The sequence below is a fragment of the Kaistia sp. UC242_56 genome (assembly GCF_044452255.1).
GTDB classification, from domain to species: domain Bacteria; phylum Pseudomonadota; class Alphaproteobacteria; order Rhizobiales; family Kaistiaceae; genus Kaistia; species Kaistia defluvii_A.
The window spans coordinates 2,421,090-2,446,549 of the sequence record NZ_JBIOAN010000002.1; the positions used below are offsets into that span (position 1 = coordinate 2,421,090).

26 protein-coding genes are annotated in these 25,460 nt (G+C 65.8%); 11 read left to right on the forward strand and 15 right to left on the reverse strand.

What is annotated here, in order from left to right:
* Positions 1 to 81: 81 nt before the first annotated feature.
* Positions 82 to 363 carry a hypothetical protein gene (locus tag ACHMWQ_RS14095; protein WP_396307928.1) on the forward strand — a complete coding sequence of 94 codons (282 nt, stop codon included), beginning with the start codon at positions 82 to 84 and terminating at the stop codon, positions 361 to 363.
* Between the two features lie 102 nt (positions 364 to 465).
* Positions 466 to 1,251: an endonuclease/exonuclease/phosphatase family protein gene (locus tag ACHMWQ_RS14100; protein WP_396307929.1), complete on the forward strand. Its 786-nt coding sequence runs from the start codon at positions 466 to 468 to the stop codon at positions 1,249 to 1,251.
* A gap of 80 nt (positions 1,252 to 1,331) precedes the next feature.
* Here the strand turns inward: ACHMWQ_RS14100 and ACHMWQ_RS14105 are convergent, their stop codons facing one another.
* From ACHMWQ_RS14105 to ACHMWQ_RS14150, 10 genes are all read right to left on the reverse strand, one after another.
* Positions 1,332 to 1,550: a hypothetical protein gene (locus ACHMWQ_RS14105; protein WP_354548906.1), complete on the reverse strand. Its 219-nt coding sequence runs from the start codon at positions 1,548 to 1,550 to the stop codon at positions 1,332 to 1,334.
* A 169-nt stretch (positions 1,551 to 1,719) separates the two neighbouring features.
* The gene (gene glp / locus ACHMWQ_RS14110) at positions 1,720 to 2,934 is read right to left on the reverse strand and encodes a gephyrin-like molybdotransferase Glp (protein WP_396307930.1); all 1,215 of its coding nucleotides are present in this window, start codon (positions 2,932 to 2,934) and stop codon (positions 1,720 to 1,722) included.
* Positions 2,934 to 3,428, reverse strand: a complete 495-nt coding sequence (gene moaC, locus ACHMWQ_RS14115) for a cyclic pyranopterin monophosphate synthase MoaC (RefSeq protein ID WP_396307931.1) — start codon at positions 3,426 to 3,428, stop codon at positions 2,934 to 2,936. The genes glp and moaC overlap by 1 nt, the downstream gene beginning before the upstream one ends.
* A complete protein-coding gene (locus ACHMWQ_RS14120) occupies positions 3,428 to 3,679 on the reverse strand; it encodes a GNAT family N-acetyltransferase (protein ID WP_396307932.1) in 252 nt (83 codons plus the stop codon). The genes moaC and ACHMWQ_RS14120 overlap by 1 nt, the downstream gene beginning before the upstream one ends.
* Complete coding sequence (locus ACHMWQ_RS14125; protein WP_396307933.1) at positions 3,636 to 3,944, reverse strand: hypothetical protein; 309 nt, start codon at positions 3,942 to 3,944, stop codon at positions 3,636 to 3,638. The genes ACHMWQ_RS14120 and ACHMWQ_RS14125 overlap by 44 nt, the downstream gene beginning before the upstream one ends.
* A gap of 174 nt (positions 3,945 to 4,118) precedes the next feature.
* On the reverse strand, positions 4,119 to 4,919 hold the full coding sequence (gene trpC / locus ACHMWQ_RS14130; RefSeq protein ID WP_396307934.1) for an indole-3-glycerol phosphate synthase TrpC: 801 nt from the start codon (positions 4,917 to 4,919) through the stop codon (positions 4,119 to 4,121).
* A gap of 4 nt (positions 4,920 to 4,923) precedes the next feature.
* The gene (gene trpD / locus ACHMWQ_RS14135) at positions 4,924 to 5,937 is read right to left on the reverse strand and encodes an anthranilate phosphoribosyltransferase (RefSeq protein WP_396307935.1); all 1,014 of its coding nucleotides are present in this window, start codon (positions 5,935 to 5,937) and stop codon (positions 4,924 to 4,926) included.
* A 13-nt stretch (positions 5,938 to 5,950) separates the two neighbouring features.
* On the reverse strand, positions 5,951 to 6,562 hold the full coding sequence (locus tag ACHMWQ_RS14140) for an anthranilate synthase component II (protein ID WP_396307936.1): 612 nt from the start codon (positions 6,560 to 6,562) through the stop codon (positions 5,951 to 5,953).
* A gap of 23 nt (positions 6,563 to 6,585) precedes the next feature.
* On the reverse strand, positions 6,586 to 8,100 hold the full coding sequence (trpE, locus tag ACHMWQ_RS14145) for an anthranilate synthase component I (protein WP_396307937.1): 1,515 nt from the start codon (positions 8,098 to 8,100) through the stop codon (positions 6,586 to 6,588).
* 290 nt (positions 8,101 to 8,390) lie between these two features.
* The gene (locus tag ACHMWQ_RS14150) at positions 8,391 to 10,280 is read right to left on the reverse strand and encodes a SurA N-terminal domain-containing protein (RefSeq protein WP_396307938.1); all 1,890 of its coding nucleotides are present in this window, start codon (positions 10,278 to 10,280) and stop codon (positions 8,391 to 8,393) included.
* Between the two features lie 225 nt (positions 10,281 to 10,505).
* On the opposite strand from ACHMWQ_RS14150, the gene tpiA reads away from it, so the two are divergent.
* The 5 genes from tpiA (at position 10,506) to ACHMWQ_RS14175 (ending at position 16,131) form a co-directional block, all read left to right on the forward strand.
* Complete coding sequence (gene tpiA, locus ACHMWQ_RS14155) at positions 10,506 to 11,261, forward strand: triose-phosphate isomerase (RefSeq protein ID WP_396307939.1); 756 nt, start codon at positions 10,506 to 10,508, stop codon at positions 11,259 to 11,261.
* Positions 11,262 to 11,380: 119 nt separating this feature from the next.
* Positions 11,381 to 11,923 carry a preprotein translocase subunit SecG gene (gene secG / locus ACHMWQ_RS14160; RefSeq protein ID WP_396307940.1) on the forward strand — a complete coding sequence of 181 codons (543 nt, stop codon included), beginning with the start codon at positions 11,381 to 11,383 and terminating at the stop codon, positions 11,921 to 11,923.
* 164 nt (positions 11,924 to 12,087) lie between these two features.
* Positions 12,088 to 13,716, forward strand: a complete 1,629-nt coding sequence (locus ACHMWQ_RS14165) for a CTP synthase (RefSeq protein WP_354548924.1) — start codon at positions 12,088 to 12,090, stop codon at positions 13,714 to 13,716.
* A 248-nt stretch (positions 13,717 to 13,964) separates the two neighbouring features.
* Entirely contained in the window at positions 13,965 to 14,798 is an 834-nt protein-coding gene (kdsA, locus tag ACHMWQ_RS14170; RefSeq protein ID WP_396307941.1) for a 3-deoxy-8-phosphooctulonate synthase, read from the forward strand.
* 91 nt (positions 14,799 to 14,889) lie between these two features.
* Positions 14,890 to 16,131 (forward strand): hypothetical protein, encoded by a 1,242-nt coding sequence (locus ACHMWQ_RS14175; protein WP_396307942.1) that lies wholly within the window; start codon positions 14,890 to 14,892, stop codon positions 16,129 to 16,131.
* Positions 16,132 to 16,173: 42 nt separating this feature from the next.
* On the opposite strand, the gene queF is transcribed toward ACHMWQ_RS14175, so the two are convergent.
* Together queF and ACHMWQ_RS14185 are read right to left on the reverse strand one after the other, a co-directional pair.
* Positions 16,174 to 16,626, reverse strand: a complete 453-nt coding sequence (gene queF, locus ACHMWQ_RS14180; protein ID WP_354551565.1) for a preQ(1) synthase — start codon at positions 16,624 to 16,626, stop codon at positions 16,174 to 16,176.
* A gap of 30 nt (positions 16,627 to 16,656) precedes the next feature.
* The gene (locus ACHMWQ_RS14185) at positions 16,657 to 17,631 is read right to left on the reverse strand and encodes a hypothetical protein (protein WP_396307943.1); all 975 of its coding nucleotides are present in this window, start codon (positions 17,629 to 17,631) and stop codon (positions 16,657 to 16,659) included.
* Positions 17,632 to 17,833: 202 nt separating this feature from the next.
* Here ACHMWQ_RS14185 and eno point away from each other — a divergent pair, with 202 nt between their 5' ends.
* A complete protein-coding gene (eno, locus tag ACHMWQ_RS14190; protein WP_396307944.1) occupies positions 17,834 to 19,111 on the forward strand; it encodes a phosphopyruvate hydratase in 1,278 nt (425 codons plus the stop codon).
* Positions 19,112 to 19,188: 77 nt separating this feature from the next.
* Here the strand turns inward: eno and aguA are convergent, their stop codons facing one another.
* Positions 19,189 to 20,292 (reverse strand): agmatine deiminase, encoded by a 1,104-nt coding sequence (gene aguA, locus ACHMWQ_RS14195; protein ID WP_396307945.1) that lies wholly within the window; start codon positions 20,290 to 20,292, stop codon positions 19,189 to 19,191.
* 103 nt (positions 20,293 to 20,395) lie between these two features.
* Here aguA and ACHMWQ_RS14200 point away from each other — a divergent pair, with 103 nt between their 5' ends.
* Positions 20,396 to 21,100, forward strand: a complete 705-nt coding sequence (locus tag ACHMWQ_RS14200) for an HAD family hydrolase (RefSeq protein ID WP_396307946.1) — start codon at positions 20,396 to 20,398, stop codon at positions 21,098 to 21,100.
* Between the two features lie 57 nt (positions 21,101 to 21,157).
* Here the strand turns inward: ACHMWQ_RS14200 and aguB are convergent, their stop codons facing one another.
* Both aguB and ACHMWQ_RS14210 read right to left on the reverse strand, forming a co-directional pair.
* Positions 21,158 to 22,048, reverse strand: a complete 891-nt coding sequence (gene aguB / locus ACHMWQ_RS14205) for an N-carbamoylputrescine amidase (protein ID WP_396307947.1) — start codon at positions 22,046 to 22,048, stop codon at positions 21,158 to 21,160.
* 3 nt (positions 22,049 to 22,051) lie between these two features.
* Complete coding sequence (locus tag ACHMWQ_RS14210; RefSeq protein WP_396307948.1) at positions 22,052 to 23,239, reverse strand: serine hydrolase; 1,188 nt, start codon at positions 23,237 to 23,239, stop codon at positions 22,052 to 22,054.
* 141 nt (positions 23,240 to 23,380) lie between these two features.
* Here ACHMWQ_RS14210 and ACHMWQ_RS14215 point away from each other — a divergent pair, with 141 nt between their 5' ends.
* Both ACHMWQ_RS14215 and ACHMWQ_RS14220 read left to right on the forward strand, forming a co-directional pair.
* Positions 23,381 to 24,853: an NAD-dependent succinate-semialdehyde dehydrogenase gene (locus ACHMWQ_RS14215; protein ID WP_396307949.1), complete on the forward strand. Its 1,473-nt coding sequence runs from the start codon at positions 23,381 to 23,383 to the stop codon at positions 24,851 to 24,853.
* Positions 24,854 to 24,892: 39 nt separating this feature from the next.
* A complete protein-coding gene (locus ACHMWQ_RS14220; RefSeq protein WP_396307950.1) occupies positions 24,893 to 25,438 on the forward strand; it encodes a putative glycolipid-binding domain-containing protein in 546 nt (181 codons plus the stop codon).
* Positions 25,439 to 25,460: the final 22 nt, after the last annotated feature.

Genomic DNA, 25,460 nt, shown 5'->3' on the forward strand with positions numbered 1-25,460 from the left:
GACCGGAACCGAACCTCGGCCCTTGATGAAGGGCCGAGGCCGATGGATAAGGAGCCATCGCAATCAGCCGGTATGGATGACATGGACGTTCTCGAACTTCTGGGCGCGCTGCATAACGCCCTGCAACCCGGTGCCTCGGTCGAGGATACGGAAAGCTGGATGCAGGCGTTCGGCGTGATCCGCGGCGAGATCGAAGCCGATCCGAAGTCCGACAAGTATGACATCGAGACGCTCGACGTGCTGGCCGGCAAGCTGCAGGCCCTTGTCCGTGAACTCGAAGCGGGTGTTGCCGAGCCGGATTTCAAGCCGGCCCGCACCTGGGTGGCAGCGCTCGGCGCCGCCGTGCATCGCCGGCGTTCCTGATCCCGCCAAGGGTCACGTCGGAGGCGAGGGAACTCGCGCTATGTCTAAACATTGGACAAAGGTTGAGTTGAGTTCCCGCCTGCCTTCACTAACTTGGATTTCATGAGCACCGCCCGCATCCTTTCCTACAACGTCCATGCCTGCGTCGGGACGGACAAGAAATTGTCGCCCGAACGCATCGCCCGGGTCATCCAGAGCTGCGACCCGGATATCGTCGCGTTGCAGGAGATCGATGTCGGCCGCGCCCGCAGCGGGCGCATCGACCAGGCGCAGGTCCTGGCCGAATTGCTCGGGATGGAGGCGCATTTTCATCCCTCCACCCGGATCGGCCCGGACGAGCACTATGGCGACGCGATCCTGACCCGGCTGCCCTATTCGATGAAGAAGATGGGCATGCTTCCGGGCTTTCACGAGCGCATCAAGGTCGAGCCCCGCGGCGCGCTCTGGGCGTCCGTGCATGTCGGCGGCGTTGATGTCCAGGTGGTCAACACGCATCTCGGCGTCTGGCCGCACGAGCAGATGCTTCAGCTATCCGCCCTGCTGGGCCCGGAATGGCTCGGCCATCCCGAATGCCGCGAACCCGTGGTGTTCCTAGGGGATTTCAACGCGCCGCCGGGACTGTCGCCCTATCGCCGTTTGGCGGCCGAGTTCATCGACGTGCAGAAGGCTTGGGGCGAGCGCAAGGCAAAGCCGACCTTCCCGGGCCGCTTGCCGACGCTGCGCATCGATCATGTCTGGCTTCGAGGCCGCGCCGCCGTGCAGAATGTCGAGGTGGTTCGGACACCGCTGGCGCGCGTCGCCTCCGATCACCTGCCGCTGGTCGTCGACCTGGATTTCACCGCGCATCGGAAGACCAATGCGCGTGAGGCCATTGTCAGCGCCGTCTGAGACGCCGACGGGCAGATTGGCAATCTCACGGTCAACCTTTCGCCTACCCGCATGCCCCTGAGGCTATCGGCGGAGTAGCGTCAGCGTTTGCTGGCAGTCCGGGCGGCACTGTTGCGACGGGGCTGATCGACGCGCTCGGCCGTCTGCGCGCGCATACGGCACAGATCCGAAACCAGATCGTCATAGCGGAAAATCTCGGACCGGTTCATCCGCGACAGCATCATGGCCCCGGCGGCAAAGTGGGAGCCGAACTCCAAGGTACGCGTGCTGAGGGAAGGTTTCAGATTCGAGTCGGCCATAGAATTCCTCCACGGCTTGCTACGCTCTGACACAATGATTGCGGTGGAGCGCCGGTTCCCTGACAGGCCAGAGAACGGTGCATTCTAGATCAGAATCCGGCGCTGTGAAGCGGCATGTTAACGATTGGTTAAAATATTTGACGAGCGAGCCGTCGAATCGACGCTGCGTCTAGGGCAGGCGCAAGATACGGCAGGGCGCGCCGACGGCTTCAGCCTCCGCGAACGGCGGGCGTACGATCAGGCACAGCGCCTGGGCGAAAGTCGACAGCATCGAGCTGTCCTGGCGTGGCAGCGGCGTCGCAATGTGGCGCCCGTCCGGCATATCGACGAGGCTGGCGCGGATGTAGTCCTGCCGCTTGTCGTTGGCGCGGACCGCCGCGCCGAGTTCGGCGACCTCGGTCTCATCGGCGATCGGCAGGCCGAGCAGGCTCTGAATCAGCGGCTTCAGGAACAGGAGGCCGCAGACCAGGCTGGAGACCGGATTGCCGGGGAGGCCGAGCACCCGCATCGGGCCCAGCCGGCCAAACATCAGCGGTTTGCCGGGACGCATGGCGATCTTCCAGAAATCGAGGTCCATGCCCCGGTCCACCAGAACCTCGCGCACGAAATCATGCTCGCCGACCGACGCGCCGCCCAGCGTGACGAGAATGTCGGCGCCGCTTGCGGAGGCGCGATCGATCGCGGCGGCGAGCAGTGCTCGGTCATCGGGAATGATGCCGAGGTCGACCGCCGTGCCGCCCATGATTTCCACGAGCGCGGCGATGCCGAAGCTGTTGGAGGCGGTGATCTGGTTCGGGCCGAGCGCCGATCCGGGCGGCACCAGTTCGTCGCCGGTGGCGAGGATGGCGACGCGCGGGCGGGCACGGACCGGGAGCTCTCCGTGATTGAGGGCGGCGGCCAGCGACAGCTGGCGCATGCCGAGCCGCATGCCGGCCGGCAGCAGGACCTCGCCTTCGCGGAAATCGAGGCCCTTGGCGCGGATGTGCTGAAGCGGGCGCACGACTTCGGTGGCCCGGATGCGGCCATCGGCTTCGACGGCGGCATCCTCCTGCAGCAGGATGGCGTCGGCGCCATCGGGCACCGGCGCACCGGTAAAGATGCGGACCGTCTGGTTCGGGCCGACCGTGCCGCCAAAGGCGTGGCCAGCCGGCGCAGCGCCGATCAGCGTGAGCCTGGCGGGGAGGGTCGCGACGTCGGCGGCGCGCACCGCATAACCATCCATGGCCGAGACGTCGAAGGGCGGTTGGGTCCGCCGGGCTGCCAAGGGTTCGGCGAGCACCCGGTTCAGCGCCTGGCCGAGCGGTACGGTCTCGGTGGGAGTAGGCGCGACGTCCTGCGTGACGCGGGCGACGGCGTCCGCGACGGGAAGGAGGGCGTCGGCCATCAGCCGGCGTTCCCAATGTCGGCGTGCCAGTCGCCCGAGCGGCCACCGGTCTTCTCAACCAGCCGGATCTGGCCGATCGTCATGCCGCGATCGACCGCCTTGGCCATGTCGTAGATGGTGAGGCAGGCGACGGACACGGCCGTCAGCGCCTCCATCTCGACGCCGGTGCGCTCCGCGACCTTAGTCGTGGCGCGAATGCGCATCCCCGGAAGCTGGTCGTCGAAGTCGATCTCGATCGTCACCTTGGAGAGCATGATCGGATGGCAGAGCGGGATCAGCTCATGCGTCTTCTTGGCCGCCATGATGGCGGCGATCCGCGCCGTGGCGATCACGTCGCCCTTGGCCGCCGTGCCGGAGCGGATCAGCTCGAGCGTCGCGGCCTGCATCGTCACGACGCCTTCCGCCACGGCTGTGCGCTGCGTGACGTCCTTGGCGGAGACATCGACCATGTGCGCCGCACCGGTCTCGTCCAGATGGGTGAGGCGAGGGGGCATCAGCCAAGCTCCTTGCGCATGAACAGGCGGTTGTCGAGCGGCAGGCCCGAAAGCTCTTCGCCAGCCTGCAACAGAAAGAAAGCCGGTGTCCAATCGTCGACGAGGACTTCGGCGAAGCCGCGCCGCTCGTAGAACGGCCGATTCCATGGCACGTCGCGGAAGGTGGCGAGCGTCAGGCGTGACAGGCCGCGACGACGCGCTTCGTCCTCAGCCGCCGCCAGCAGCGCACTGCCGATCCCCCTGGCCGCCATAGGCGGAGGAGACGGAGATCTCGTAGAGGTGAAGCGCATGATCGAGCTGCCCCGCCAGCAGGAAGCCGACCGGCGCATCATCGGCCTCGGCCGCGCAAAGCACGATGCCATGCGCGAAGACCGACCGCAGGAAGGCTTCGCTCGTGGTGTCGCTGTCGGCCACGGCGTCGAGCCCGACGGTGCGAAAGCGCTGGGCCGCGTCGCGTTCGATGACGCGAAGCGACGGGCATTCGTCCGGGTGGGCAGACCGTATTGAAAAAGGCATGTCGTAGAACGATCCATCCAAATCGAGACGGCGGGCTTTCACCTCTCCCTGAGGGAGAGGTCGACGACCGAAGGTCGGCCGGTGAGGGTTTACGGCCTCACCGGATTGTTCCCTAAACCCTCACCCGGAGCTTCGCTCCGACCTCTCCCTCAGGGAGAGGTGAGAATAGGAAGATCAGGCCGATACGCGGCCGAGCAGATGCGCGGTCGCCGCCGCGACGTCGTTCTGGCGCATCAGGCTTTCGCCGACGAGATAGGTGCCGATCCGCGCGCGGCGCATGCGCGCGACGTCGTCCGGCGTGAAGATCCCGCTCTCGCCGACCAGGATGCGATCCTCCGGCACCAGCGGCGCCAGGCGCTCGGAGGTTTCGAGGGACACCTCGAAGGTGCGCAGATTGCGATTGTTGATACCGATCATCGGTGACGTCAGCTTGAGCGCGCGCTCCAGTTCCGGCTCGTCATGCACCTCGATCAGCACATCCATGCCGAGGTCGATCGCGGTCTCTTCCAACGACTTGGCAACGTCGTCGGAGACGCCGGCCATGATGATCAGGATGCAATCCGCGCCCCAGGCGCGCGATTCATGGACCTGATAATCCTCGTAGAGAAAATCCTTGCGCAGCGCCGGCAGGTCGACCGCCTCGCGGGCGGCGACCAGATACTCCGGCGAACCCTGGAAATAGGGCGTGTCGGTTAGGACGGAGAGGCAGGCGGCGCCGCCGGCCTTGTAGGCGCGCGCCAGCGCCGGCGGGTCGAAATCCGGGCGGATCAGACCCTTGGACGGGCTCGCCTTCTTGATCTCGGCGATCAGCGCGGGCTCGTCGGCGGCGAACTTGCGGCGGATGGCGTCGACGAAGCCGCGCGCCGGCGGCTGGTCCTTGGCGCGGGCGATGATCTCGGCCATCGGCACGGCTGCCTTGGCGGCGGCGATCTCTTCGCGCTTGGTCGCTTCGATCTTCTTCAGGATATCGGTCATCGGCTCATCCGTTGGTGATCGCGACCAGGCGATCGAGGCGTTCATGGGCGCGGCCCTCATCGATCGAGGCGGCGGCCTGCGCCACGCCTTCGGCAAGCGTCGCCGCACGACCAGCCACGATCAGCGCGGCGCCCGCGTTCATCAGCACGGTGTCGCGATAGGCGCCACGCTCGCCTTCCAGCAAAGCGCGCAGGGCCGCGGCATTATAGTCGGCATCGCCGCCGCGGATCGCCTCGACCGGCGACACGGCAAGGCCGACCGAGCCGGGATCGACGGTGAAAGTCTCGACCTTGCCGTCGCGCAGCGATGCTACCTTGGTGGGGCCTGCCGTCGTGATCTCGTCGACGCCGCCGGCGCCATGCACGATCCACGCGCTTTCCGATCCGAGCGCCGCCAGCACATGCGCGATCGGCTCGACCCATTCTTCCGCGAAGACGCCGACCAACTGGCGCTTGACGCCGCCGGGATTGGAGAGCGGTCCGAGCAGGTTGAAGATCGTCCGGGTGCCGAGCTCGACGCGGGCCGGGCCGACATGCTTCATCGCCGAGTGATGCATCGGCGCGAACATGAAGCCGATGCCGGCCTCGCGGATCGCCCGACCGATGGCTTCCGGCGAAATGTCGACATTGACGCCGAGCGCCGTCAGCACGTCGGCGGCGCCCGATTTCGACGAGACGGCGCGGTTGCCGTGCTTGGCGACGGGCACACCGGTCCCGGCCACGACGAAGGCCGATGCGGTCGAGATGTTGTAGGTATGCGCGCCATCGCCGCCCGTGCCGACAATGTCGATCGCATCGGCGGGCGCCACGACTGGCACCATCTTCGATCGCATGGTCGAAACCGCACCGGCGATTTCGTCGACGGTTTCGCCGCGTACGCGCAGCGCCATCAGGAAGCCGCCGATCTGGGCCGGCGTGGCCGAACCCGACATGATCACGTCGAAGGCCGATTCTGCCTCGGCGCGATCCAGCGACTTGCCGGCGGCGACCTTGGCGATGTGGGTTTTCAGATCACTCATGCCCGCATCCGCCTCACGCGACCGACCGGGACGTGCGATTTCGCGCATTCCACTCGGCGGCCATGTCGAGGAAGTTCTTCAGCATCAGGTGCCCGTGTTCCGAAGCGATGCTCTCGGGGTGGAACTGCACGCCATGCATCGGAAGGGTCTTGTGCATGGCGCCCATGACGACGCCGTCCTCCGACTCCGCCGTGATCTCCAGCACCGCCGGCATGGTCTCGCGCTTCACGGTCAGCGAGTGATAGCGCGTCGCCTTGAACGGGCCGTTGATGCCGCGGAACACGCTCCGGCCGGTATGGGCGATAGTCGAGATCTTGCCGTGCATCTGGCTCGGCGCGCGGATGACGTCGCCGCCCATCGCCTGGCCGATGGCCTGGTGGCCGAGGCAGACGCCGAAGATCGGGATGGTGTCGCCGACGCGCTCGATCAGATCCAGGCAGATGCCGGCCTCGTTTGGCGTGCAGGGGCCGGGCGAGAGCACGATCCCCTCGGGGTCGAGGGCGATCACTTCCTCGACCGTGATCTTGTCGTTGCGCTTGATGATCAGCTTGGCGCCAAGCTCCCCCAGATAATGGACGAGGTTGTAGGTGAAGCTGTCGTAATTATCGATGACGAGAAAGGCCATGATGCTGTTTCCCTCCGCTTCGACTACTGCCCGCGTCCAGCCTGAGAAGCGAACTTTACCGCTTCCTCGGCTGCACGGAAGAGCGCGCTCGCCTTGGCGATGCACTCCTGATGTTCGCTCTCGGGAACCGAGTCGGCGACGATGCCGGCTCCGGCCTGCGCGTACATCTTGCCATCCTTGACGATCGACGTCCGCAGCACGATGCAGGTATCCATCGCGCCATCGGCCGAGAAGTAGCCGACGCAGCCCGCATAGATGCCGCGCTTCTCGCCCTCGAGCTCGTCGATGATCTGCATCGCCCGCACCTTGGGCGCGCCGGAAACGGTTCCGGCGGGAAAGCCGGCCGCGAGCGCGTCCAGCATGTCGTATTCCCGGGACAGCCGGCCAATCACATTCGAGACGATGTGCATCACCTGGCTGTAATATTCGAGGAAGAACTTGTCGGTGACCTTCACCGAGCCGATCTCGGCGACGCGGCCGACATCGTTGCGCCCGAGGTCGAGCAGCATCAGGTGCTCGGCCAGTTCCTTGGGGTCGGCGAGCAGTTCGGCCGCCAGGGCCTTGTCGGCTTCCGGCGTCGCGCCACGTCGGCGCGTGCCGGCGATCGGGCGGATGGTCACTTCGCCATCCCGGACGCGGACCAGGATTTCCGGGCTGGAGCCGGCGACCGCGAAGCCGCCGAAATCGAGGAAATAGAGGAAGGGTGACGGGTTGGTCCTGCGCAGCGCGCGGTAGAGCGCGAAGGGCGGCAGGCTGAACGGCGCCTCGAAGCGCTGCGACAGCACGACCTGGAAGATGTCGCCGGCGGCAATGTATTCCTTCGCCTTGGCGACCATCTCGAGATAGCGCTCATGCGAGGTGTTGGACACGACCGGCACGTCGAGGTCGATGTCGGTATAGGTGGCACTGCGGTTCAGCGGACCTTCCAGCGTGTCTACGGCGGCGGTCAGCCGTTCGATGGCCCGCGCATGCGCCTGTGCCGCGGTGACACCGGCCTGGGGCCGGATCGGCGTGACCAGGGTGATCTCGTCCTTGATGGAATCGAAGATCACCATGACGGTCGGCCGCATCATGATGGCGTCGGGAACGCCAAGCGCGTCCGGATTGGGCGCGTCCAACTCTTCCATCTGACGCACCATGTCATAGCCGAGATAGCCGAAGATGCCGGCCGACATCGGCGGGAGCGTCTTGGGCAGGTCGATGTGCGACTGTGCGATCAGGTCGCGAAGCGCATCGAGCGAGCGGCCTTCCAGCGGCGCATAGGCCTCCGGATCGGTGGTCGGCGTCGTGTTGATCTCGGCGCGGTCGCCGATGGCGCGGAACAGCAGGTCGGGTTCGATGCCGATGATCGAATAGCGGCCGCGAACGGCGCCGCCTTCAACCGATTCGAGCAGGAAGGTGTTCGACTTGCCCGCCGAAAGCTTCAGCATGGCGGAGACGGGCGTCTCCAAATCGGCAACCATTCGGGTCCAGACGACCTGCGCGCGCCCTTGTTCATAGGCAGGCGAAATCGTCTCCAGCGACGGCTCGATCAACATGGTTTCAGTCCATCAGTTCGGGAAGGCTCCTGGAGCCTTGATTGGGTACGCGACGCGGTCGCGGCAATGGCATCAACGTCCCGGCGTTAGCCGGTGGCGATCAACGCCATCGCCAGGTTTGCGTGCGCCGCCACCATGCCGCCGACGCCTCATTTCCCGTGGACGGCCACACGCCGGCCCGGGACAGGGCCTGCCTTCCGTCGAAGGCGAAGCCGGCGGCGTGCGCGGGGCACGACCGGCGGGCTCGCATATCGGGCAAATGGCGTGGCGACATGGTTTCCAACCAACCCTCAGATGGCGCTGATGATCTGCTGCAGGACGGTCTGGTTGACCGTCACGCCAAGCTGGCGCTGCAACTCGGCCACGTATTGCTGCAGGAGATCGTTCTGCATGGCATCAGCAAGCTGCTGCGTAACAGGCGCGTTGTCGTTTGCGCCCGGAGTGTAGGGCGTCTCGACGACATCCGCTACCTGCAGCACGATCTGCTCGCTGTCCTCGGCCCCAGGAGCGACCTCGACGGAACCCTTGGGTCCGGCGAAGGCTGCCTTGAGCGCCTCGGTGGAGAAGGCGCCCGTCGGACGCGAGCTGCGGGTCAGCTTGTCCAGCGTCTGCACGGTGAGGCCGAGCGACGTTGCGACGGCGTCCAGCGTTTCGCCCTTGCCGAGCCGGTCCTTGGCGTCCTTTGCCTTGGCGACGAGCTTGTCGGTCGTGGCCTGCTTCTTCCAGGCCTCGATGACCTTGTCCTTGACCTCGTCCAGGGGCCGGTCATGCGCTTCGTTGATGTCGGCAATGGTGAACCACACATAGCCGCCGTCCTCGGTCGGGATCGCGGCATTGTCGATGCCGACGTCGCTCGCGAAAGCGTCCTTGAGCAACTGGGCCTGGGCGGGGATATCGGCGACGGCATTGCCGTCGACGTCCTTGCCGGTCTGGTCGGTGACGACCTTCTTGACGGTCAGCTTGTTGTTGGTGGCGATCTCGTCGAGCGAAGCGCCGCCGGCGCGTGCGTCCTCGATCGAGTCGCGCAGCACGTTGATGTCGGCCTTGGCCGAGGCGAGGGCGAGTTCCTTCTTGACCTCGGCCTTGACCTCGTCGAACGCCTTGACCGCCTCGGGAACGATGTCCGTGACGTGGACGACCACGGGGCCGAAGCTTCCCTTGATCACGCCGCTGGAGCTGTTCGCGGGCAAGGAGAAGGCGGCCTCGGCGACCTTCGGGTCGATCAGCTTGTCCTTGGTGACGACGCCCAAATCGCTGTCGCTGAGCTTCTTGCCGATGCCTTCGAGCATCGAGTCGAACGATTCGCCTGCCTTCAGCTGGTCGGCCGCGGTCTGAGCGCTGCTCTCGTCGGTGAAGACCGCCTGGAACACATGGCGCGTCTCCGGCGTGGTGTAACGCGCCTTCTCGGCGTCATAGGCCTTCTGCGCGTCGGCGTCGCTGATATCGTCCGGACGGGCGACTTCATCGGGGCCGAGCTTGATGAAGGCGATCGTCCGGGTTTCCGGGGCGCGCCAGTCGGCCTTGTTGTCATTGTAGTAGGCGGTCAGTTCGTCGGCGTTGGGCGCCGCGATCTCGCCGACCGACGAGGTGGGCAGGGCGATGTAGCGGATGTCGCGCTGCTCGGTCTGGTACTCATGCAGCGCCTTGGCCAGGGCCTGCGGCGCCGTGGCGCCGCCCGAGATCGACTCGGCGATCTGCTGACGCTTCTCCTGCGCGCGGCGCTCGAGGACGTAGGCGTCCTCGGTCATGCCGTTGTTGCGCAGCAGCGATACGAAATAGTTGCGGTCGAACGTGCCGCCGGCGCCCTTGAAGGCCGGATCTTCCGCGATCTCGCGGATCAGCATCTCGCGCGAAACGCCGATGTTCAGGTTCTTGGCCTGGTCGTCGAGCGCGGCCTCGGTGACGAGGCGGCCGAGCACCTGGTTCGGGATGCCGAGCATCTTGGCCTGGTCCGGCGTGATCTGCTGGCCGACGCGCTGGCTCATCGCCTGCAGCTCGCGGCGATACGCGCGATCGTAATTGACCGACGAGATGTCCGTGCCGCCGACCCGGGCGACGGAATGATTGCTGACGCCGGTGAAGACATCAGCGATGCCCCATACCGCAAAGCTCAGCACGAGCAGGCCGAGTAAGATCTGTGCCACCCAGCCGGCGGCGTATTTGCGCATCGTATTGAGCATAGACGTCCTCTAACGCGCGGGGGCTTTGCCGGCCCCGCTTCGGGCGCGCGATCATAGAAAGGAGCCCTCTCCGGGGCAAGGTGAAGCGCCATTCTATATGACATCCCGGCAAATCGTTGTCCCGGAAGCGTTTTTGGGCGCCTGGCAGCCGGGTCTTGACTTGTCGCGCCCGGCCCGGTGCATAGGATGCAACCAACCAATCAACATCGTATCTCAGGAAGCGCCATGCCAAGCCCGAAGCCGATGATCGCCGGCAATTGGAAGATGAACGGTCTCAGGGCCTCGGGCGTCGAGCTCGATCATATCATGGCGGGCTACGATGCCGATCTGCAGGGCAAGGTCGACCTGGCCATCTGTCCGCCGGCGACGCTGCTGATCGCCTTCGCTTCCGCGACCGCCGCCAGCCCGCTCGCCATCGGCGCGCAGGATTGCCACCCCAAGGCCAGCGGCGCGCATACCGGCGACATTTCGGCCGAGATGATCGCCGATACCGGTGCCACCCATGTCATAGTCGGCCATTCCGAGCGGCGCACCGATCACGCCGAGACGGATGCGACCGTCCGCGCCAAGGCCGAGGCGGCCTGGCGGGCCGGCCTGGTCGCGATCCTGTGCATCGGCGAGACCGAGGCCGAGCGTCGCGGCGGCACGACCCTTTCCGTGGTCGACACGCAACTGGTCGGCTCGGTGCCGGAAGGGTCGACGGCGGCGAATCTGGTCATTGCCTACGAGCCCGTCTGGGCGATCGGCACCGGGCTCACGCCTTCCAATGCCGATATCGCCGAGGTGCACGCCCATATCCGCCAGCGGCTGGTTGCGCGCTTCGGCGCGGAAGGGGCGGGGATGCGGATTCTCTATGGCGGCTCGGTAAAGCCTTCCAACGCCGGCGAAATACTTGCCATCGCCGATGTCGACGGCGCGCTTGTCGGTGGCGCCAGCCTGAAGGCCTTGGACTTCCTCGGCATCGCCGCCGCCTATGCCTGACCGAGGGTTTGGCTTGTCTCCGGCTTTCCGCTCTCCATATGAGGGGCGCGGCACTGGAAACCGCCAAACCGATCGTGTACAAGGCGCCAGCTTTTTTTGAATTCTGATCAGAGACATCGATGCAGACAGTTATCATCGTGATCCACCTTATGGTGGTCGTCGCGCTCGTCGCCGTTGTTTTGCTGCAGCGGTCCGAAGGCGGCGCGCTTGGTATCGGCGGTGGCGGCGGCTTCATGACCGCGCGCGGTTCGGCCAACGTGCTGACCCGCACGACAGCGATTCTTGCGGCGATTTTCTTCGTCACGTCGATGGGTCTTGCCCTGCTCAGCCGTTATGGCGAGCGGCCCGCCTCGATCCTGGACCAGATCCAGAGCCAGTCGGCGCCTTCGGCCCCGACCGGCACCGGTACCGGTATCCTGGATCAGCTGCCCGGCCAGAAGCCGGCCGCGGCTCCGGCCAGCGTTCCCGCGACGGCTCCGGCTGGCGAGGCCGCTCCGGCCGCCGGCACGACGGCTCCCGCTTCCGGCACGACCGCTCCCGCGACGGGTACGACGGCTCCGGCCGCTGGCACGACCACGCCGGCACCCGCCGCTCCGGCGGCGCCCGCCCCGGCAGCGGAACCGGCAACGCCTGCCGCTCCGGCGGTCCCGAGCTCGCAGTAACGCGCGTTCAAGCCTTTCTCCCTTTCGCGTCGCCGCGCGGTTCCGTGCGGCGACGTTTTATTTGGGAACAGGCAATTTGGTGAATGAAGGCACAGTCGTCATTCTGTCGCGACGGCTTGCCTTTGACGTATGAAACGATCGATCGGAAACTGAGGTAGAGACCCATGGCGCGGTACGTATTCATAACCGGCGGTGTGGTTTCCTCGCTTGGCAAGGGCATCGCGTCGGCGGCGCTCGGAGCGATGCTCCAGTCGCGCGGCTACAAGGTCCGCCTGAGGAAACTCGATCCCTACCTGAACGTCGATCCGGGCACGATGAGCCCGTATCAGCACGGCGAAGTATTCGTCACCGATGACGGTGCCGAAACCGACCTCGACCTCGGCCACTATGAGCGCTTCACCGGGCGCCCGGCCTCGAAGGCCGATTCGGTCACGACCGGCAAGATCTACCAGGAGATCATCGCCAAGGAGCGTCGCGGCGACTATCTCGGCGGCACGGTGCAGGTCATTCCGCACGTCACCGACGCGATCAAGGCGTTCGTGCTTTCCGGCAATGACGACGTCGATTTCGTGCTCTGCGAGATCGGCGGCACGGTCGGCGACATCGAGGCGATGCCGTTCCTGGAAGCGATTCGCCAGCTGGGCAACGACCTGCCGCGCGGCAATGTCGTCTACATCCACCTGACGCTGATGCCCTACATCCCGAGCGCGGGCGAACTGAAGACCAAGCCGACGCAGCATTCGGTCAAGGAACTGCGCTCGATCGGCATCCAGCCCGACATCCTGCTTTGCCGCAGCGACCGCCCGATCCCCAAGGAAGAGCGCCGCAAGCTGTCGCTGTTCTGCAATGTGCGCGAATCGGCCGTGATCCAGGCGCTCGACGTGGCGCATATCTATGATGTGCCGACGAGCTATCACGCGGAAGGTCTCGACAACGAAGTGCTGGCCGCCTTCGGCATCACTGATGCGCAGCCGCCGCAGCTCGACAAGTGGAAGGCGCTGACCAACAAGCTCCGCCACCCGGAGGGCGAGGTCACGATCGCCGTCGTCGGGAAGTATACCGGCCTGAAGGACGCCTATAAGTCGCTGATCGAGGCGCTGCAGCACGGTGGCATCGCCAATACGGTCAAGGTCAACATCGACTGGATCGAAAGCGAGATCTTCGAGAAGGAAGATCCGTCGCCCTATCTCGAGCGCGTCAACGGCATCCTGGTTCCGGGCGGCTTCGGCGAGCGCGGCTCTGAAGGCAAGATCAAGGCCGCCGGCTTCGCGCGCCGCCGCAACGTGCCGTATTTCGGCATCTGCTTCGGCATGCAGATGGCCGTCATCGAGGCGGCGCGTAGCCTGGCCGGCGTCACCAAGGCGAGCTCGACCGAGTTCGGCCCGACGGACGAGCCGGTCGTGGGCCTCATGACCGAATGGCTGAAGGGCAACATGCTCGAGAGGCGTCATTCGACCGGCGATCTCGGCGGCACGATGCGCCTCGGCGCCTATGAAGGCCATCTCGAGCCCGGCTCGAAGATCGCCGGCATCTATGGCGAGACCACCGTCTTCGAGCGGCATCGCCATCGCTACGAGGTCAACATCGACTACAAGGACCGGCTCGAAGCCTGCGGCATGCACTTCGCAGGCATGTCGCCGGACGGCGTCCTGCCTGAAACGGTCGAGCTTCGCGATCACCCGTGGTTCATCGGCGTGCAGTATCACCCCGAGCTGAAGTCGCGGCCGCTCGATCCGCATCCGCTGTTCGCCTCGTTCATCGCGGCGGCCATCGAACAGTCGCGCCTCGTCTGAGGCCGCTCCCGGGTCGCCCGCGTCGGCGACCCGTTTTCTCCCTCCGCAAGATCGACGTTCGGCGCGCCTGCGACGGCCATGGATCCGCCGCGATCTCGGCGTGTCTTCTCGCAACGCGGGTCGCGATCGTCCTTGTCGGGCCCCACACCGGGTTGGACGTTCCCCGCAGGCGGATCAAGGGTCGCGTCGCCGACGCTTACGTTGTAAGGGTCTGGCCGTGCACGCGAGACCTCTAGGCATGGTGAAGAATGACGACTGAACCCAATTCGCATGTCTCCGCCGGCAAGGCGACCTTCGGCAACGATCTGCCGCTGACGCTGATCGCCGGTCCCTGCCAGCTCGAGAGCCGGCAGCATGCTTTCGACATGGCCGGACGTCTCAAGGAGATGACCGCCAAGCTCGGTATGGGCTTCGTCTACAAATCCTCCTTCGACAAGGCGAATCGCACCAGCATCTCGGGCAAGCGCGGCGCCGGTCTCGACGCGGCGCTGCCGATCTTCGCGGACATCAAGAAAGAGTTCGGCGTTCCGGTGCTGACCGATATCCATGAGCGCGAGCAATGCGCGATCGTGGCCGAGGTGGTCGACATCCTACAGATCCCCGCCTTCCTGTCGCGCCAGACCGACCTGCTGGTGGCCGCGGCCGAGACGGGCCGGGTGATCAACGTCAAGAAGGGCCAGTTCCTCGCCCCCTGGGACATGAAGAACGTTCTGGCCAAGCTCGTCGACAGCGGCAATCCCAACATCCTGCTGACCGAGCGCGGCGTCAGTTTCGGCTACAACACGCTGGTTACCGACATGCGCGCGCTGCCGATCATGGCAGCGATGGGCGCGCCGGTGATCTTCGACGCCACCCATTCGGTGCAGCAGCCGGGCGGGCAGGGCACCTCCTCCGGCGGGCAGCGCGAGTTCGTCTCGGTCCTGGCGCGGGCCGCCGTGGCGGTCGGTGTCGCCGGTGTCTTCATCGAGACGCACCAGGATCCGGACAATGCGCCCTCCGACGGGCCGAACATGATCCAGATCGACGAATTGCCGGCGCTGCTGGAGCGGTTGCTGGCCTTTGACCGGCTTGCGAAGGGATAGGGCTCGGCCTGTCGTTTCGAAGCGGCTTGCGGGATGATGTGAAACGATCGCAGGATATGTGCCTGCGCCACGCTGGAAGAAGCCCCGTCCGATGGACCCGAACGAACTTGTAGTCATTCTCGATCGGGCGATTGCCAACCTTCCGGACCCGTCCGCCGATGGGCGCCGACGCGTCTATGAGAGGGTGGAACGCACGATCCGCGCCACTTGCACGCCGGAAGGCGGCGAGATGGACATGGAGCGCTATCAGGCGTTGCGCCGGGATCTCGGCGCCGCCATCGCCATCATCGAGCAGCAGAGACGGAGCCCCGCGCCAAAGCGGACGGCGGCAGCCGCCGCGGTGCCGCCCTCGGCCAGCGTGCCCGTCACGCCGACGCCTGTGGCGCCCGCACCTCCGCCGGCAGGTCCGAGCCATGTCGCCGCCCGGCCCGTTGCAGCCTCGCGTCCGGTTTCCAGCCCTGCGGCTGCGGCGAGCCCCTCGGCCGGCGTCTCCGTCACGGTGGCGCCCGCGCCGCCGCCCGAACTGACCGAGCCGGATGACGAAGAAGCCTCGCCGCAATGGCTGAAGCGAATCGGCATCGGCGCGGCGGCGATCGCGGTCGCGTTGGGCGTCGTGATCGCCGTGCTGCCGGGTGGCCCGATACGGGGTCTTCTGGCGGGTGGTGAATCCAGTTCGCCGTCGAGCAGCGAACCGGCGCCTGCGCCGGTGGCGAGCGAACCTGCCACCGATCCCTTCGCCGGCGCCCAGACGCCGCCGCCGGTTGTCGCCGCCCAGCCGCCCCCGGCCGTCGAGCCCACTGCCGACCCCGACAACACGACCGCCTTCGCGCCGGTTGCGCCGCAGCCTGGCGTGCCGCGCGTCACCGATGTCAAGGTCTCGATCCTGAATGGCGCCTCGGAATGGCGCACCGAGCGCCTGAGCGGCTATGAGGACAAGCCCACCGGACAGCCGGTGATGGCCCTCGCGCAGGATCGTGAAACGCCGCTGCTGGTGTCCGTCTATTGCGACACGCCCGACCTGACGGTTTTCCGTGTCGCCTATGGCACGGATACCGACACGCTGCGGCAGGAGATCGCCGAACGCGGCAGCATGGACGGCATCCAACGCCAGCGGATCCAGGTGAAGACGGATCGCAATGAAGGCTTCGCGGGCGACTTCCTGGCCCTGACGGCGCACACCTGGGGCATCCGCCTGGCGCCGGAGAACATCGAGACCCTGCGTACCGGCAAGCAGATCGAGATATCGATCGGCGACTCGGTTGCCGGGACGGTGTCGCTGAGCGGCGCCACCCCGGCCATCGATGAAGCGCTGACCGGCGGGTCCTGCACCTGATCCGGCTCGACTGGCACTGGCCTCGCATGAGGGGGGGTTGAGTCAGCCGCGTCCGCGATAGGTCGCGACGCCCTGGTCCGGCAGCCAAAGATTGGCCGGTACCGGGCCGCTCTGCCAGAAGACATCGATCGGAATGCCGCCGCGCGGATACCAGTAGCCACCGATGCGCAGCCAGTGCGGATCGAGCAGGTCGATCAGGCGCTTGGCAATGTCGATCGTGCAGCCTTCGTGGAAGGCGCCATGGTTGCGGAACGAGTGCAGATAGAGCTTCAGCGATTTCGACTCGACCAGCCAGTCCCTGGGCACGTAGTCGATCACCAGATGCGCGAAATCCGGCTGGCCGGTCTCGGGGCAAAGCGACGTGAATTCCGGCACGGTGAAGCGGGCGACATAGAGCGTGTCCGGATGCGGATTGGGGACGCGATCGAGGATCGCCTTCTCGGGGCTCTCTGCGATGCCGACAGTCCGGCCGAGTTGCAGTTCGTGTTCCGTCATCATGGGAATGCCTTCCGATCGGGTTCGGCCCTAGCAGGGCGCCAGGAGTTCGCGCGTGTCGCGGTTGAAACGCCAGGCGGAGAAGCCGCTCATCTGGGTGCCGCCCCACCAGCGCTTGATGCCATTGGTCGAGACATGATCCTGATCGCCGGCAAGGATGTCCTCGCCGACCATGGTCAGTCGCAAGGGCGCAGTGACGTATTCCGCATGCACCTCTGAATCAGCGTGCGAGTAGGGCGCATGCAGCCCCTCGATCAGGGGGAAGTCGCAGAAGGCGAGCGAATCGATCACCGCGTAGAAGGGCCAGGTGCCCATGAACGCGGCCTCCTCGGCCTGGCGCGCCTGATGGAACAGGGCGGCGGCCGACATGTCCTCGAGCCCGAGCGAATCGAGCAGGCGCATCTCCGTACGGTTCAGGCCCGTCTTCGGCTGCGGCAACTCCTCGAGGAAGCGCGCCAGCGCCTGCTGCAGGAACGGGAAGCCCTTGATCGGCCGTGCCGCCCGCTTGGCGATCCGTTCCGGCGTCGGCGACGTAAGTTCGCCCCATACCGTGGCCGCCATCTCCAGCAGTGCGGGGCTGACTCGCACGCCATCGATCGCAAAGCGCATTACCGTATCCGGGCGCTCCATGGCGAAGAAGCTGTCCGCCTGCACGATCACGATCCCCTGCGAGCGGCCTTCTTTGGCGAAGAAGTCGAGGATCTGCAGCAATTGCAGCTGGTCATAGAGATCGTGCTCGAACCAGAGTTCGACCCGGTCGAACTCCGCATGGCGGCGCATGACCGCGTCGCGTTCGGCGAAAGTCGCCGCCACCGTTTCGGGATCGAACTTGAACACCTCGGCCAGGTGCTCTGCCCGCACGGCCGAGACCGCTTCGAGCGTATCGAGCGGCGGGATCGGTCCGTCATGCAGCGCATCGCGCCACGGCATGATGATGGCGCGGCTGCCGGCGGCGGTGAGTAGATCGACGGTCTGGTCGCCGTCGGTGATGAGGAGCGTCGTCATGACGTCTTCATCATCCGATGCGAGACGGAAGGCAACAGACATGCGCGCTGTCGGAGCTTTTCCGGCCATTCCGGCGCATGGATCGGGCGCGCCGTGGCCATCCGGCAACGACAGTTTCTCGCCCATCCTCTTCCGCCTTCATTCGCGGCAGGCTAGAAGCTGCGATATCTGAGCCGAACCGTCCGAGAACAAGGATTTCCGCATGACCGCCATCATCGATATCACTGCCCGCCAGATCCTCGACAGCCGTGGCAACCCGACGGTTGAAGTCGACGTCCTGCTGGAGGATGGCTCGCTCGGCCGGGCCGCCGTTCCCTCGGGCGCTTCGACCGGTGCGCATGAGGCCGTCGAGCTTCGCGATGGCGACAAGTCCAAGTACCAGGGCAAGGGCGTGCTGAAGGCGGTCGAGGCCGTCAATGGCGAGATCTTCGACGCGATCGGCGGCATGGAAGCCGAAGACCAGGCGATGATCGACGGCACGATGATCGATCTCGACGGCACGCCGAACAAGGCGCGCCTCGGCGCCAATGCGATCCTCGGTGTGTCCCTGGCGCTTGCCAAGGCCGCCGCGGAATCTTCCGGCCAGCCGCTTTACCGCTATGTCGGCGGCGTCAACGCCAAGATCCTTCCGGTGCCGATGATGAACATCATCAATGGCGGCGCCCATGCCGACAATCCGATCGATTTCCAGGAATTCATGATCCTGCCGGTTGGCGCGCCGACGCTGGCCGAGGCCGTTCGCTGGGGCTCGGAAGTGTTCCACACGCTGAAGAAGGCGCTGAAGGACGCGGGCCACAACACCAATGTCGGTGACGAGGGCGGCTTCGCCCCAAACCTGCCTTCGGCGACCGCGGCGCTGGATTTCGTCGCGAAGTCGATCGAGAAGGCCGGCTTCCGTCTGGGCGAGGACATCTATCTCGGCCTCGATTGCGCCGCGACCGAGTTCTTCAAGGACGGCAAGTACAATTACGAGGGTGAGGGCGTCGTCCGCACCATCGAGCAGCAGGTAGACTATCTAGCCGATCTCGCCTCGAAGTTCCCGATCATCTCGATTGAGGACGGCATGAGCGAGGACGACTGGGCCGGCTGGAAGGGCCTGACCGACAAGATCGGCAACAAGGTGCAGCTCGTCGGCGACGATCTCTTCGTCACCAACACGACGCGCCTGTCGCGTGGCATCAAGGAAGCGATCGCCAACTCGATCCTGGTCAAGGTCAACCAGATCGGCTCGCTCACCGAGACGCTCGACGCCGTTTCGATGGCGCATCGCGCCGGCTACACCGCGGTCATGTCGCATCGTTCGGGCGAGACCGAGGATTCGACCATTTCGGACCTGGCGGTTGCCACCAACTGCGGTCAGATCAAGACCGGCTCGCTCGCCCGTTCGGACCGCACCGCCAAGTACAACCAGCTGATCCGCATCGAGGAACAGCTGGGGACGCAGGCCGAATATGCCGGCCGCAGCATCCTGAAGGGTTGAATTCAGCCAGCGGCGATCTCGCTTCTGAAAAAGCTCCCGGGCGCAGTACATGCGCCCGGGAGCTTTTTAATCGTGGGCTAACCGGGTGTGCCCACCGGCTGCTGCTGCGTGATGCAGTGGATGTTGCCGCCACCGAGCAGGATTTCGCGCGCTTCGATGCCGACGATACGGCGGTCGGGATGCAGCGCGGCGATGATCTCCATCGCCGCCGGGTCCGTGGCCGGGTCGAGCAACGGCATAACCACCAGGCCATTGGCGATATAGTAGTTGGCATAGGACGCGGCGAGGCGCGCGCCGCCCTGCCGGACGGCGCTGCCTTCGGCGACGTCGATGCCGGCCGCTTCGGAATCGGTCATGAACAGCGGGCCGGGCATAGGCAGCTTGACGATCTCCAGCTTTCTCCCGCGGGCGTCGGTTGCGCTGGAGAGCCGTTCATAGGCATCGTGCGAAATTGCATATTGCGGGTCGTCGGGATCCTCGCACCAGGTCAGCGCCACGACACCCGGCCGCGCGAAGCAGGCCAGATTGTCGATATGGCCGTCCGTCTCGTCATGGAACAGACCGGGTCCGAGCCAGATCGTCTTCGTCACGCCGAGTCGGGCGGACAATTGCTCCTCGATCTCCTCGCGGTCGAGATAGGGATTGCGGTTTGGGTTGAGCAGGCACTCCTGCGTGGTCAGCAGCGTTCCCTCGCCATCGACGTGGATGGCGCCGCCTTCGAGGATGAAAGGCGCGCGATAGCGCGGGGCGCCCTCGATCTCCAGGATCTTGGCGGCGACGCGGTCATCCTGGTCCCAGGGCGAATAGAGCCCGCCGTTGAAGCCGCCCCAGGCGTTGAAGCGCCAGTCATTGCCGCGCAGACGTCCGTCGTCGCTGACAAGGAAGCTCGGTCCTGTGTCGCGGCACCAGGCATCGTTGGTCGTCGCCTCGACGAGCCGGATATGCGAGGGCAGGCGCTGGCGGGCATTCTCCCACTGGCCGGCAGAAACCAGCATCGTCACCGGCTCGGCTTCCGCGATGGCTGTTGCGACCGCGACAAAGGCCTGCTGCGCCGGCTTGCCGCCAAGCCGCCAATTGTCCGGCCGCTCCGGCCAGATCATCCAGGTGCCGGCATGCGGCTCCCACTCGGCCGGCATGCGGAAGCCGTCGTCGCGGGGGAGGCTCGGGAGCGTTGCGGACATGATGCTCATTCGATCGAGTGCAGCTTCGGCGATCGAAGCGGGAATGCCACGCGAACGCAAGCGTGCTAGAGCAGGCTACCGAAGACTTCCAACGGATTACGCCATGCAGCTCCGCGCGCTCCTGTTCGACAAGGACGGGACCTTCCTCGACTTCGCCAAGACCTGGGACGCCGCCACCGGCTCGGTCATCGCCACGCTGGCGGAGGGCAACGACGCCGTCGCCGTGCGTCTGGCCGCGATCGTCCACTATGATCTCGAAGCGCGGGTCCTGCTGCCGACTTCGCCGTTCATCGCCAGCTCGGTCGGCGAACTGATCCCGCTCTGGGCCGAAGCGCTCGGCCGGCCGGGCGACGCTGCCTTCGACCAGCTTCTGCGCGATCTGTTCCATGACGCGACGCTTCATGCCGCGACGCCGATCGGCGAGCCTTCGGCCGTTTTCGAAACGTTGCAGCAGGCCGGCTACCGGCTTGGTGTCGTCACAAATGATTCTGAGCGTGGGGCGCGGTCGCAATGCGAGCGCCTCGGTCTCGTTTCCTGGTTCGATGCGATCTTCGGCTATGACTCCGGCCATGGCCGCAAGCCGGAGGCCGGCCAGATCATGGCCTTCCTCGACCGCTTCGGTTTCCAGCCGGGCGAGACGGCGATGATCGGCGACACGCTGCACGACCTGCACGCCGCGCGCGCCGCCGGGGTGATCGCCATCGGCGTCGAGAGCGGCTTCATGTCGGCCGAGCAACTGGCGCCGGAGGCCGACTATATCATCAGCGATATCAGCAAATTGTCAGAACTTCTTCAGACGATGAACTAGCCGCACGGGGTGGCCATGCCCGCCCATGCCGCCTCTACAAATCACCTTGCGTCAGGTTCAGCGGCCGGCCGCGGTGGGATGGCGTCCGTCCAGCGTCGTCAGGGCGCCATAGAGGTCCGGGCGGCGATCGCGAAACACACCCCAGGAGCGGCGCTGATGCGCGATGGCGTCGAGATCGAAGGTCGCGAGCAGTACGGTCTCGCTGCTGCGGTCGGCCTCCACCAGCTTCGCGCCGGTTGGGTCGGCAATGAAGGAGGAGCCGTAAAAGGTGATCTCGGTGCCGTTCAGGCCGCGCTCGGTGCCGATCCGGTTTGACGCGACCAGCGGCATCAGGTTCGCGCCGGCATGGCCCTGCATGACGCGCTGCCAGTGCGCGGCAGAATCGAGCGAGGAATCCTGCGGCTCCGAGCCGATCGCGGTCGGATAGAACAGGATCTCTGCGCCGCCCAGCGCCATGGCGCGGGCAGATTCTGGGAACCACTGGTCCCAGCAGATGCCGACGCCGATCTTGCCGAAGCGGGTCGGCCAGACGCGGAAGCCCGTATCGCCAGGAGAGAAGTAGAACTTCTCGGTGTAGCCGGGCCCGTCGGGAATATGGCTTTTGCGATAGTTGCCGAGCACGCTGCCGTCGGCGTCGACGATGGCGATGCTGTTATAGGCCGTCTGGCCGGCCCGCTCGAAATAGCTGACCGGCAGCACAACGGAGAGTTCCGCCGCCAGCGCCGCGAAATGCGCGATCAGCGGGTTGCCGTCAAAGGGATGGGCCAGGTTGAAATGGTCGTGAAACTGGTCCTGGCAGAAATAGGGCGTCTCGAACAGTTCCTGGATCAACACGATGTTGGCGCCCTCGGCTGCCGCCTGCCGCACCAGGCGCTCCGCCCGCGCGATATTGCCGGGGCGATCCCAGTCGCATTCCATCTGCGTGGCGGCAACGGTTATCTGGCGCATGGTCTACTCCCGCTCGGCAAGGCGATTGAGGATGCCCCGATAGGGGGCGAACAGCTTCTCATCGTCAAGCGGGGCATCATCGTTCCAGCTTGCGACGACGCAATGAACACCGCCATCCCTTCCGACGACGCGGGTCGAGAGGTTGAGCACGCCGATCTCCGAGCCGCCCTTATAGGCGAAGGACTTCCACGCCTTGGCGTCAGCGAGGCCTGGATTGATGGCGACGCTCGGAAGTGCGGCCGTCTGGTCGAGCAGCCGGCAGAGCTCGCGCGCCGTGAAGAACCATTCGACTTCATGGGTGACGTCGGAAAGGATCGCAGCCGCCGGGGGCAGGGGCTCGTTCGCCATCTGCTCCAGAAGGGCGCGCCGCGTTCCGGTGTCGCCTGCTGCCCATTCAGCGCGCACCGGCGCGTTCGCGGTGGTCTTCAGCGTGAAAAGCTCGCGCGTCGTCAGGAAGGGCGCGTTGGCGGGCGAAATGGCGTCGACTGCTTCACGGCCGGCGATGCGGATCAGCGCGTCAGTCGCCGTGTTGTCGCTGATCGAGATCATCAGATTGGCGAGGGTTGCGAGCGTCAGCGGGGTTCCGTCCGGCCAATCCTGCAACTGGCCGGAGGGCAGCGACTTCCAGGCGGGATCGAGCGGTACGACCTGATCCCAGCGCAGCTTGCCCTGCTTTACGGCATCCTGGATCGCGACCAGGACCGCGAGCTTGGCGGCCGAGCCGACCGCGAGCGGTTGATCCGCCGCATGGGCAACAATGTCCTTTCCGTCGCTGACGACGAGCAGCGCCGTCCTGCCGGGGAGCGCCTGGATTTCGCCGGCGAGATCGGCGATCGAGCCCAGCGTTTCGGCCGCACCGAACCAGAGGCCGATGATGCGTCCCTCCTTGTCCAGCGTGATCGAGGCCGGCACATTGGCCCTGGCGAAGCGAAGCGTATAGCCGTCTTCGGTTGGGTCGATCCGCTGCAACGGGCCATGCTTGGCAACCAGCCCTGCGACCACGCCCTGGACCTGCGTCACGGGCAACTGCGCGAGGAAAGATGGGCTGAAGCGATCGGCGGGCAGGCCCATCGGCGTCATCAGCGATTCAAGCGTGGCTTGCGGGGTCATGGTCTGGGCCTGGGCGGGGGCTAGGGTGAGCAGGGCGGCGGTGAGGGCGATGACTGTCGTGAGGCCGTGCAACGGTCGCATGCTCGCTTCCACTTTGCTGCCCTCTTCCCACGAGGGCTATACGCTGGATGGCGGACCCGCCGCCGCCGCGCTATCGTCGGAGCGCGAATGGAACGGTTCCAGGCCGCGGCCATTGGCCATTCGAAGTAACGGAGTAGCACTATGGACAAGTCGACCGTCAAGACCTTGAAGCTGATCGATCCGACGCTCGTCAAGGACCAGTGCTATGTCGATGGCGCTTGGATCGGCGAGCCCTCGATCGATGTCACGAACCCGGCGACCGGCGCCGTCATCGGCCGCGTGCCCCGCTTCGGCGCGGATGAGACGACCCAGGCTGTCGATGCCGCCGCCGCCGCTTTCAAGCTCTGGGCGGCCAAGACCGCCAAGGAACGCTCGAAGCTGATCCGCCAGTGGTTTGAGCGCATCCGCGCGCATCAGGATGATCTGGCGCTGATCCTGACCTCGGAGCAGGGCAAGCCGCTGGCCGAGGCCAAGGGTGAGATCGAATATGCCAATTCCTACATCGAGTTCTACGCCGAAGAGGCGAAGCGGATCGCCGGCGAGACGCTGCCCAGCCATCGCGCCGATGCGCGCATCCTGGTGCTGCGGCAGCCAACCGGCGTGGTCGCCGCTATCACGCCGTGGAATTTCCCGGCCGCAATGATCACCCGCAAGGTCGCGCCGGCGCTCGCCGCCGGCTGCACGGTGGTGCTGAAGCCCGCCGGCGAGACGCCGCTGACGGCACTGGCGCTGGCCGAACTGGCCGATCGCGCCGGCATTCCGAAGGGCGTGTTCAACGTCGTGACGGGCAGCTCGTCCGAGATCGGCGGTGTGCTGACCTCGCACCCGGCGATCCGGCTGGTGAACTTCACCGGCTCGACCGAAATCGGCAAGCTGCTGATGCGCCAGGCTTCCACGACCGTGAAGAAGATGGCGCTGGAGCTGGGTGGCAACGCGCCCTTCATCGTCTTCGACGATGCCGATCTCGACGCGGCGGTCGAAGGCGCGATGGTGTCGAAGTTCCGCAACATGGGACAGACCTGCGTCTGCGCCAACCGAATCTATGCGCAGGCCGGCATCCACGACGCCTTCGTCGAAAAGCTGACGGCGGCTGTCGAGAAGCTTCGGGTTGGCAATGGCGCGGAAGACGGCGTCACGCAGGGGCCGCTGATCAACGACAAGGCGATCGACAAGGTCGAAGAACATTTGAAGGACGCCACGGCCAAGGGCGCCCAAGTGGTGCTGGGCGGCCATCGCCATTCGCTCGGCGGCTCGTTCTTCGAGCCGACCGTGTTGACCGGTGCGACACGCGACATGCAGCTCGCCCGCGAAGAGACGTTCGGCCCCATCGCGGCCGTGTTCAAGTTCGAGACCGAGGAGGAGGTGATCCAGGCCGCGAACGACACCGAGTTCGGCCTGGCGGCCTATTTCTATTCCCGCGACATCGGCCGCATCTTCCGGGTCGGCGAGGGGCTGGAATACGGTATGGTCGGCATTAATTCAGGCCTGATCTCGACCGAATTGGCGCCGTTTGGCGGCGTCAAGGAGAGTGGCAATGGGCGCGAGGGCTCGCATCACGGCATCGATGAGTTCGTCGAGAAGAAGTACCTTCTCGTTGCTGGCCTCGACCGTTAGGCGGATCATACTGGGCAGAACAACGCGATAGGGGCCAATATGTCGAAGGCGGTGCGCTGGCAGAGCTGGGACGGCGAGGGGCTGGAGCATATGGTCTTCAGCGATCGGCCGAAGGGGGCTGTGGCCGAGGGCGCCCTGCTTTCCGGAGGCGAAGCGCGCTTCGCCGCCCGCTATGAGCTGAGCTGCCATCCCGACGGCCGTGTCGCCGAGGCGCGCGTTGCCGTGGTCGGCGGCCCCCAGATCTCCCTGCAGTCGGATGGCGACGGTCTCTGGCGCAACAGCGACGGCAAGCGCGTTCCGGCCCTGGTCGGCGCCAGCGATGTCGATCTCTCGGCAAGCCCCGTAACCAACATGCTGACGATCCGCCGGCTCGGTCTCGCCGAAGGAGAGTCGCAGGAGATCACGGCGGTCTATGTCCGCTTGCCCGATCTCGAGATCACGCTCGACCGTCAACGCTACACCTGTCTCGAGGCAGGGCGTCGCTACCTGTACGAAGCCGTAGATGGCACGTTCAAAGCCGAGATCGAGACCGAGGAAAATGGCCTGATCACGCTCTACCCGGGCCTGTTTCGCCGCGTATCCTAGCCCTCGACGTTTCAATTCCCGG

Excerpts from the sequence above, each read along its gene's own strand:
- ACHMWQ_RS14095 (WP_396307928.1), top strand. The coding sequence starts at position 82 with ATGGACGTTCTCGAACTTCTGGGCGCGCTGCATAACGCCCTGCAACCC.
- ACHMWQ_RS14100 (WP_396307929.1), top strand. The coding sequence starts at position 466 with ATGAGCACCGCCCGCATCCTTTCCTACAACGTCCATGCCTGCGTCGGG.
- ACHMWQ_RS14105 (WP_354548906.1), bottom strand. The coding sequence starts at position 1,550 with ATGGCCGACTCGAATCTGAAACCTTCCCTCAGCACGCGTACCTTGGAG.
- glp (WP_396307930.1), bottom strand. The coding sequence starts at position 2,934 with ATGGCCGACGCCCTCCTTCCCGTCGCGGACGCCGTCGCCCGCGTCACG.
- moaC (WP_396307931.1), bottom strand. The coding sequence starts at position 3,428 with ATGCCCCCTCGCCTCACCCATCTGGACGAGACCGGTGCGGCGCACATG.
- ACHMWQ_RS14120 (WP_396307932.1), bottom strand. The coding sequence starts at position 3,679 with ATGGCGGCCAGGGGGATCGGCAGTGCGCTGCTGGCGGCGGCTGAGGAC.
- ACHMWQ_RS14125 (WP_396307933.1), bottom strand. The coding sequence starts at position 3,944 with ATGCCTTTTTCAATACGGTCTGCCCACCCGGACGAATGCCCGTCGCTT.
- trpC (WP_396307934.1), bottom strand. The coding sequence starts at position 4,919 with ATGACCGATATCCTGAAGAAGATCGAAGCGACCAAGCGCGAAGAGATC.
- trpD (WP_396307935.1), bottom strand. The coding sequence starts at position 5,937 with ATGAGTGATCTGAAAACCCACATCGCCAAGGTCGCCGCCGGCAAGTCG.
- ACHMWQ_RS14140 (WP_396307936.1), bottom strand. The coding sequence starts at position 6,562 with ATGGCCTTTCTCGTCATCGATAATTACGACAGCTTCACCTACAACCTC.
- trpE (WP_396307937.1), bottom strand. The coding sequence starts at position 8,100 with ATGTTGATCGAGCCGTCGCTGGAGACGATTTCGCCTGCCTATGAACAA.
- ACHMWQ_RS14150 (WP_396307938.1), bottom strand. The coding sequence starts at position 10,280 with ATGCTCAATACGATGCGCAAATACGCCGCCGGCTGGGTGGCACAGATC.
- tpiA (WP_396307939.1), top strand. The coding sequence starts at position 10,506 with ATGCCAAGCCCGAAGCCGATGATCGCCGGCAATTGGAAGATGAACGGT.
- secG (WP_396307940.1), top strand. The coding sequence starts at position 11,381 with ATGCAGACAGTTATCATCGTGATCCACCTTATGGTGGTCGTCGCGCTC.
- ACHMWQ_RS14165 (WP_354548924.1), top strand. The coding sequence starts at position 12,088 with ATGGCGCGGTACGTATTCATAACCGGCGGTGTGGTTTCCTCGCTTGGC.
- kdsA (WP_396307941.1), top strand. The coding sequence starts at position 13,965 with ATGACGACTGAACCCAATTCGCATGTCTCCGCCGGCAAGGCGACCTTC.
- ACHMWQ_RS14175 (WP_396307942.1), top strand. The coding sequence starts at position 14,890 with ATGGACCCGAACGAACTTGTAGTCATTCTCGATCGGGCGATTGCCAAC.
- queF (WP_354551565.1), bottom strand. The coding sequence starts at position 16,626 with ATGACGGAACACGAACTGCAACTCGGCCGGACTGTCGGCATCGCAGAG.
- ACHMWQ_RS14185 (WP_396307943.1), bottom strand. The coding sequence starts at position 17,631 with ATGACGACGCTCCTCATCACCGACGGCGACCAGACCGTCGATCTACTC.
- eno (WP_396307944.1), top strand. The coding sequence starts at position 17,834 with ATGACCGCCATCATCGATATCACTGCCCGCCAGATCCTCGACAGCCGT.
- aguA (WP_396307945.1), bottom strand. The coding sequence starts at position 20,292 with ATGTCCGCAACGCTCCCGAGCCTCCCCCGCGACGACGGCTTCCGCATG.
- ACHMWQ_RS14200 (WP_396307946.1), top strand. The coding sequence starts at position 20,396 with ATGCAGCTCCGCGCGCTCCTGTTCGACAAGGACGGGACCTTCCTCGAC.
- aguB (WP_396307947.1), bottom strand. The coding sequence starts at position 22,048 with ATGCGCCAGATAACCGTTGCCGCCACGCAGATGGAATGCGACTGGGAT.
- ACHMWQ_RS14210 (WP_396307948.1), bottom strand. The coding sequence starts at position 23,239 with ATGCGACCGTTGCACGGCCTCACGACAGTCATCGCCCTCACCGCCGCC.
- ACHMWQ_RS14215 (WP_396307949.1), top strand. The coding sequence starts at position 23,381 with ATGGACAAGTCGACCGTCAAGACCTTGAAGCTGATCGATCCGACGCTC.
- ACHMWQ_RS14220 (WP_396307950.1), top strand. The coding sequence starts at position 24,893 with ATGTCGAAGGCGGTGCGCTGGCAGAGCTGGGACGGCGAGGGGCTGGAG.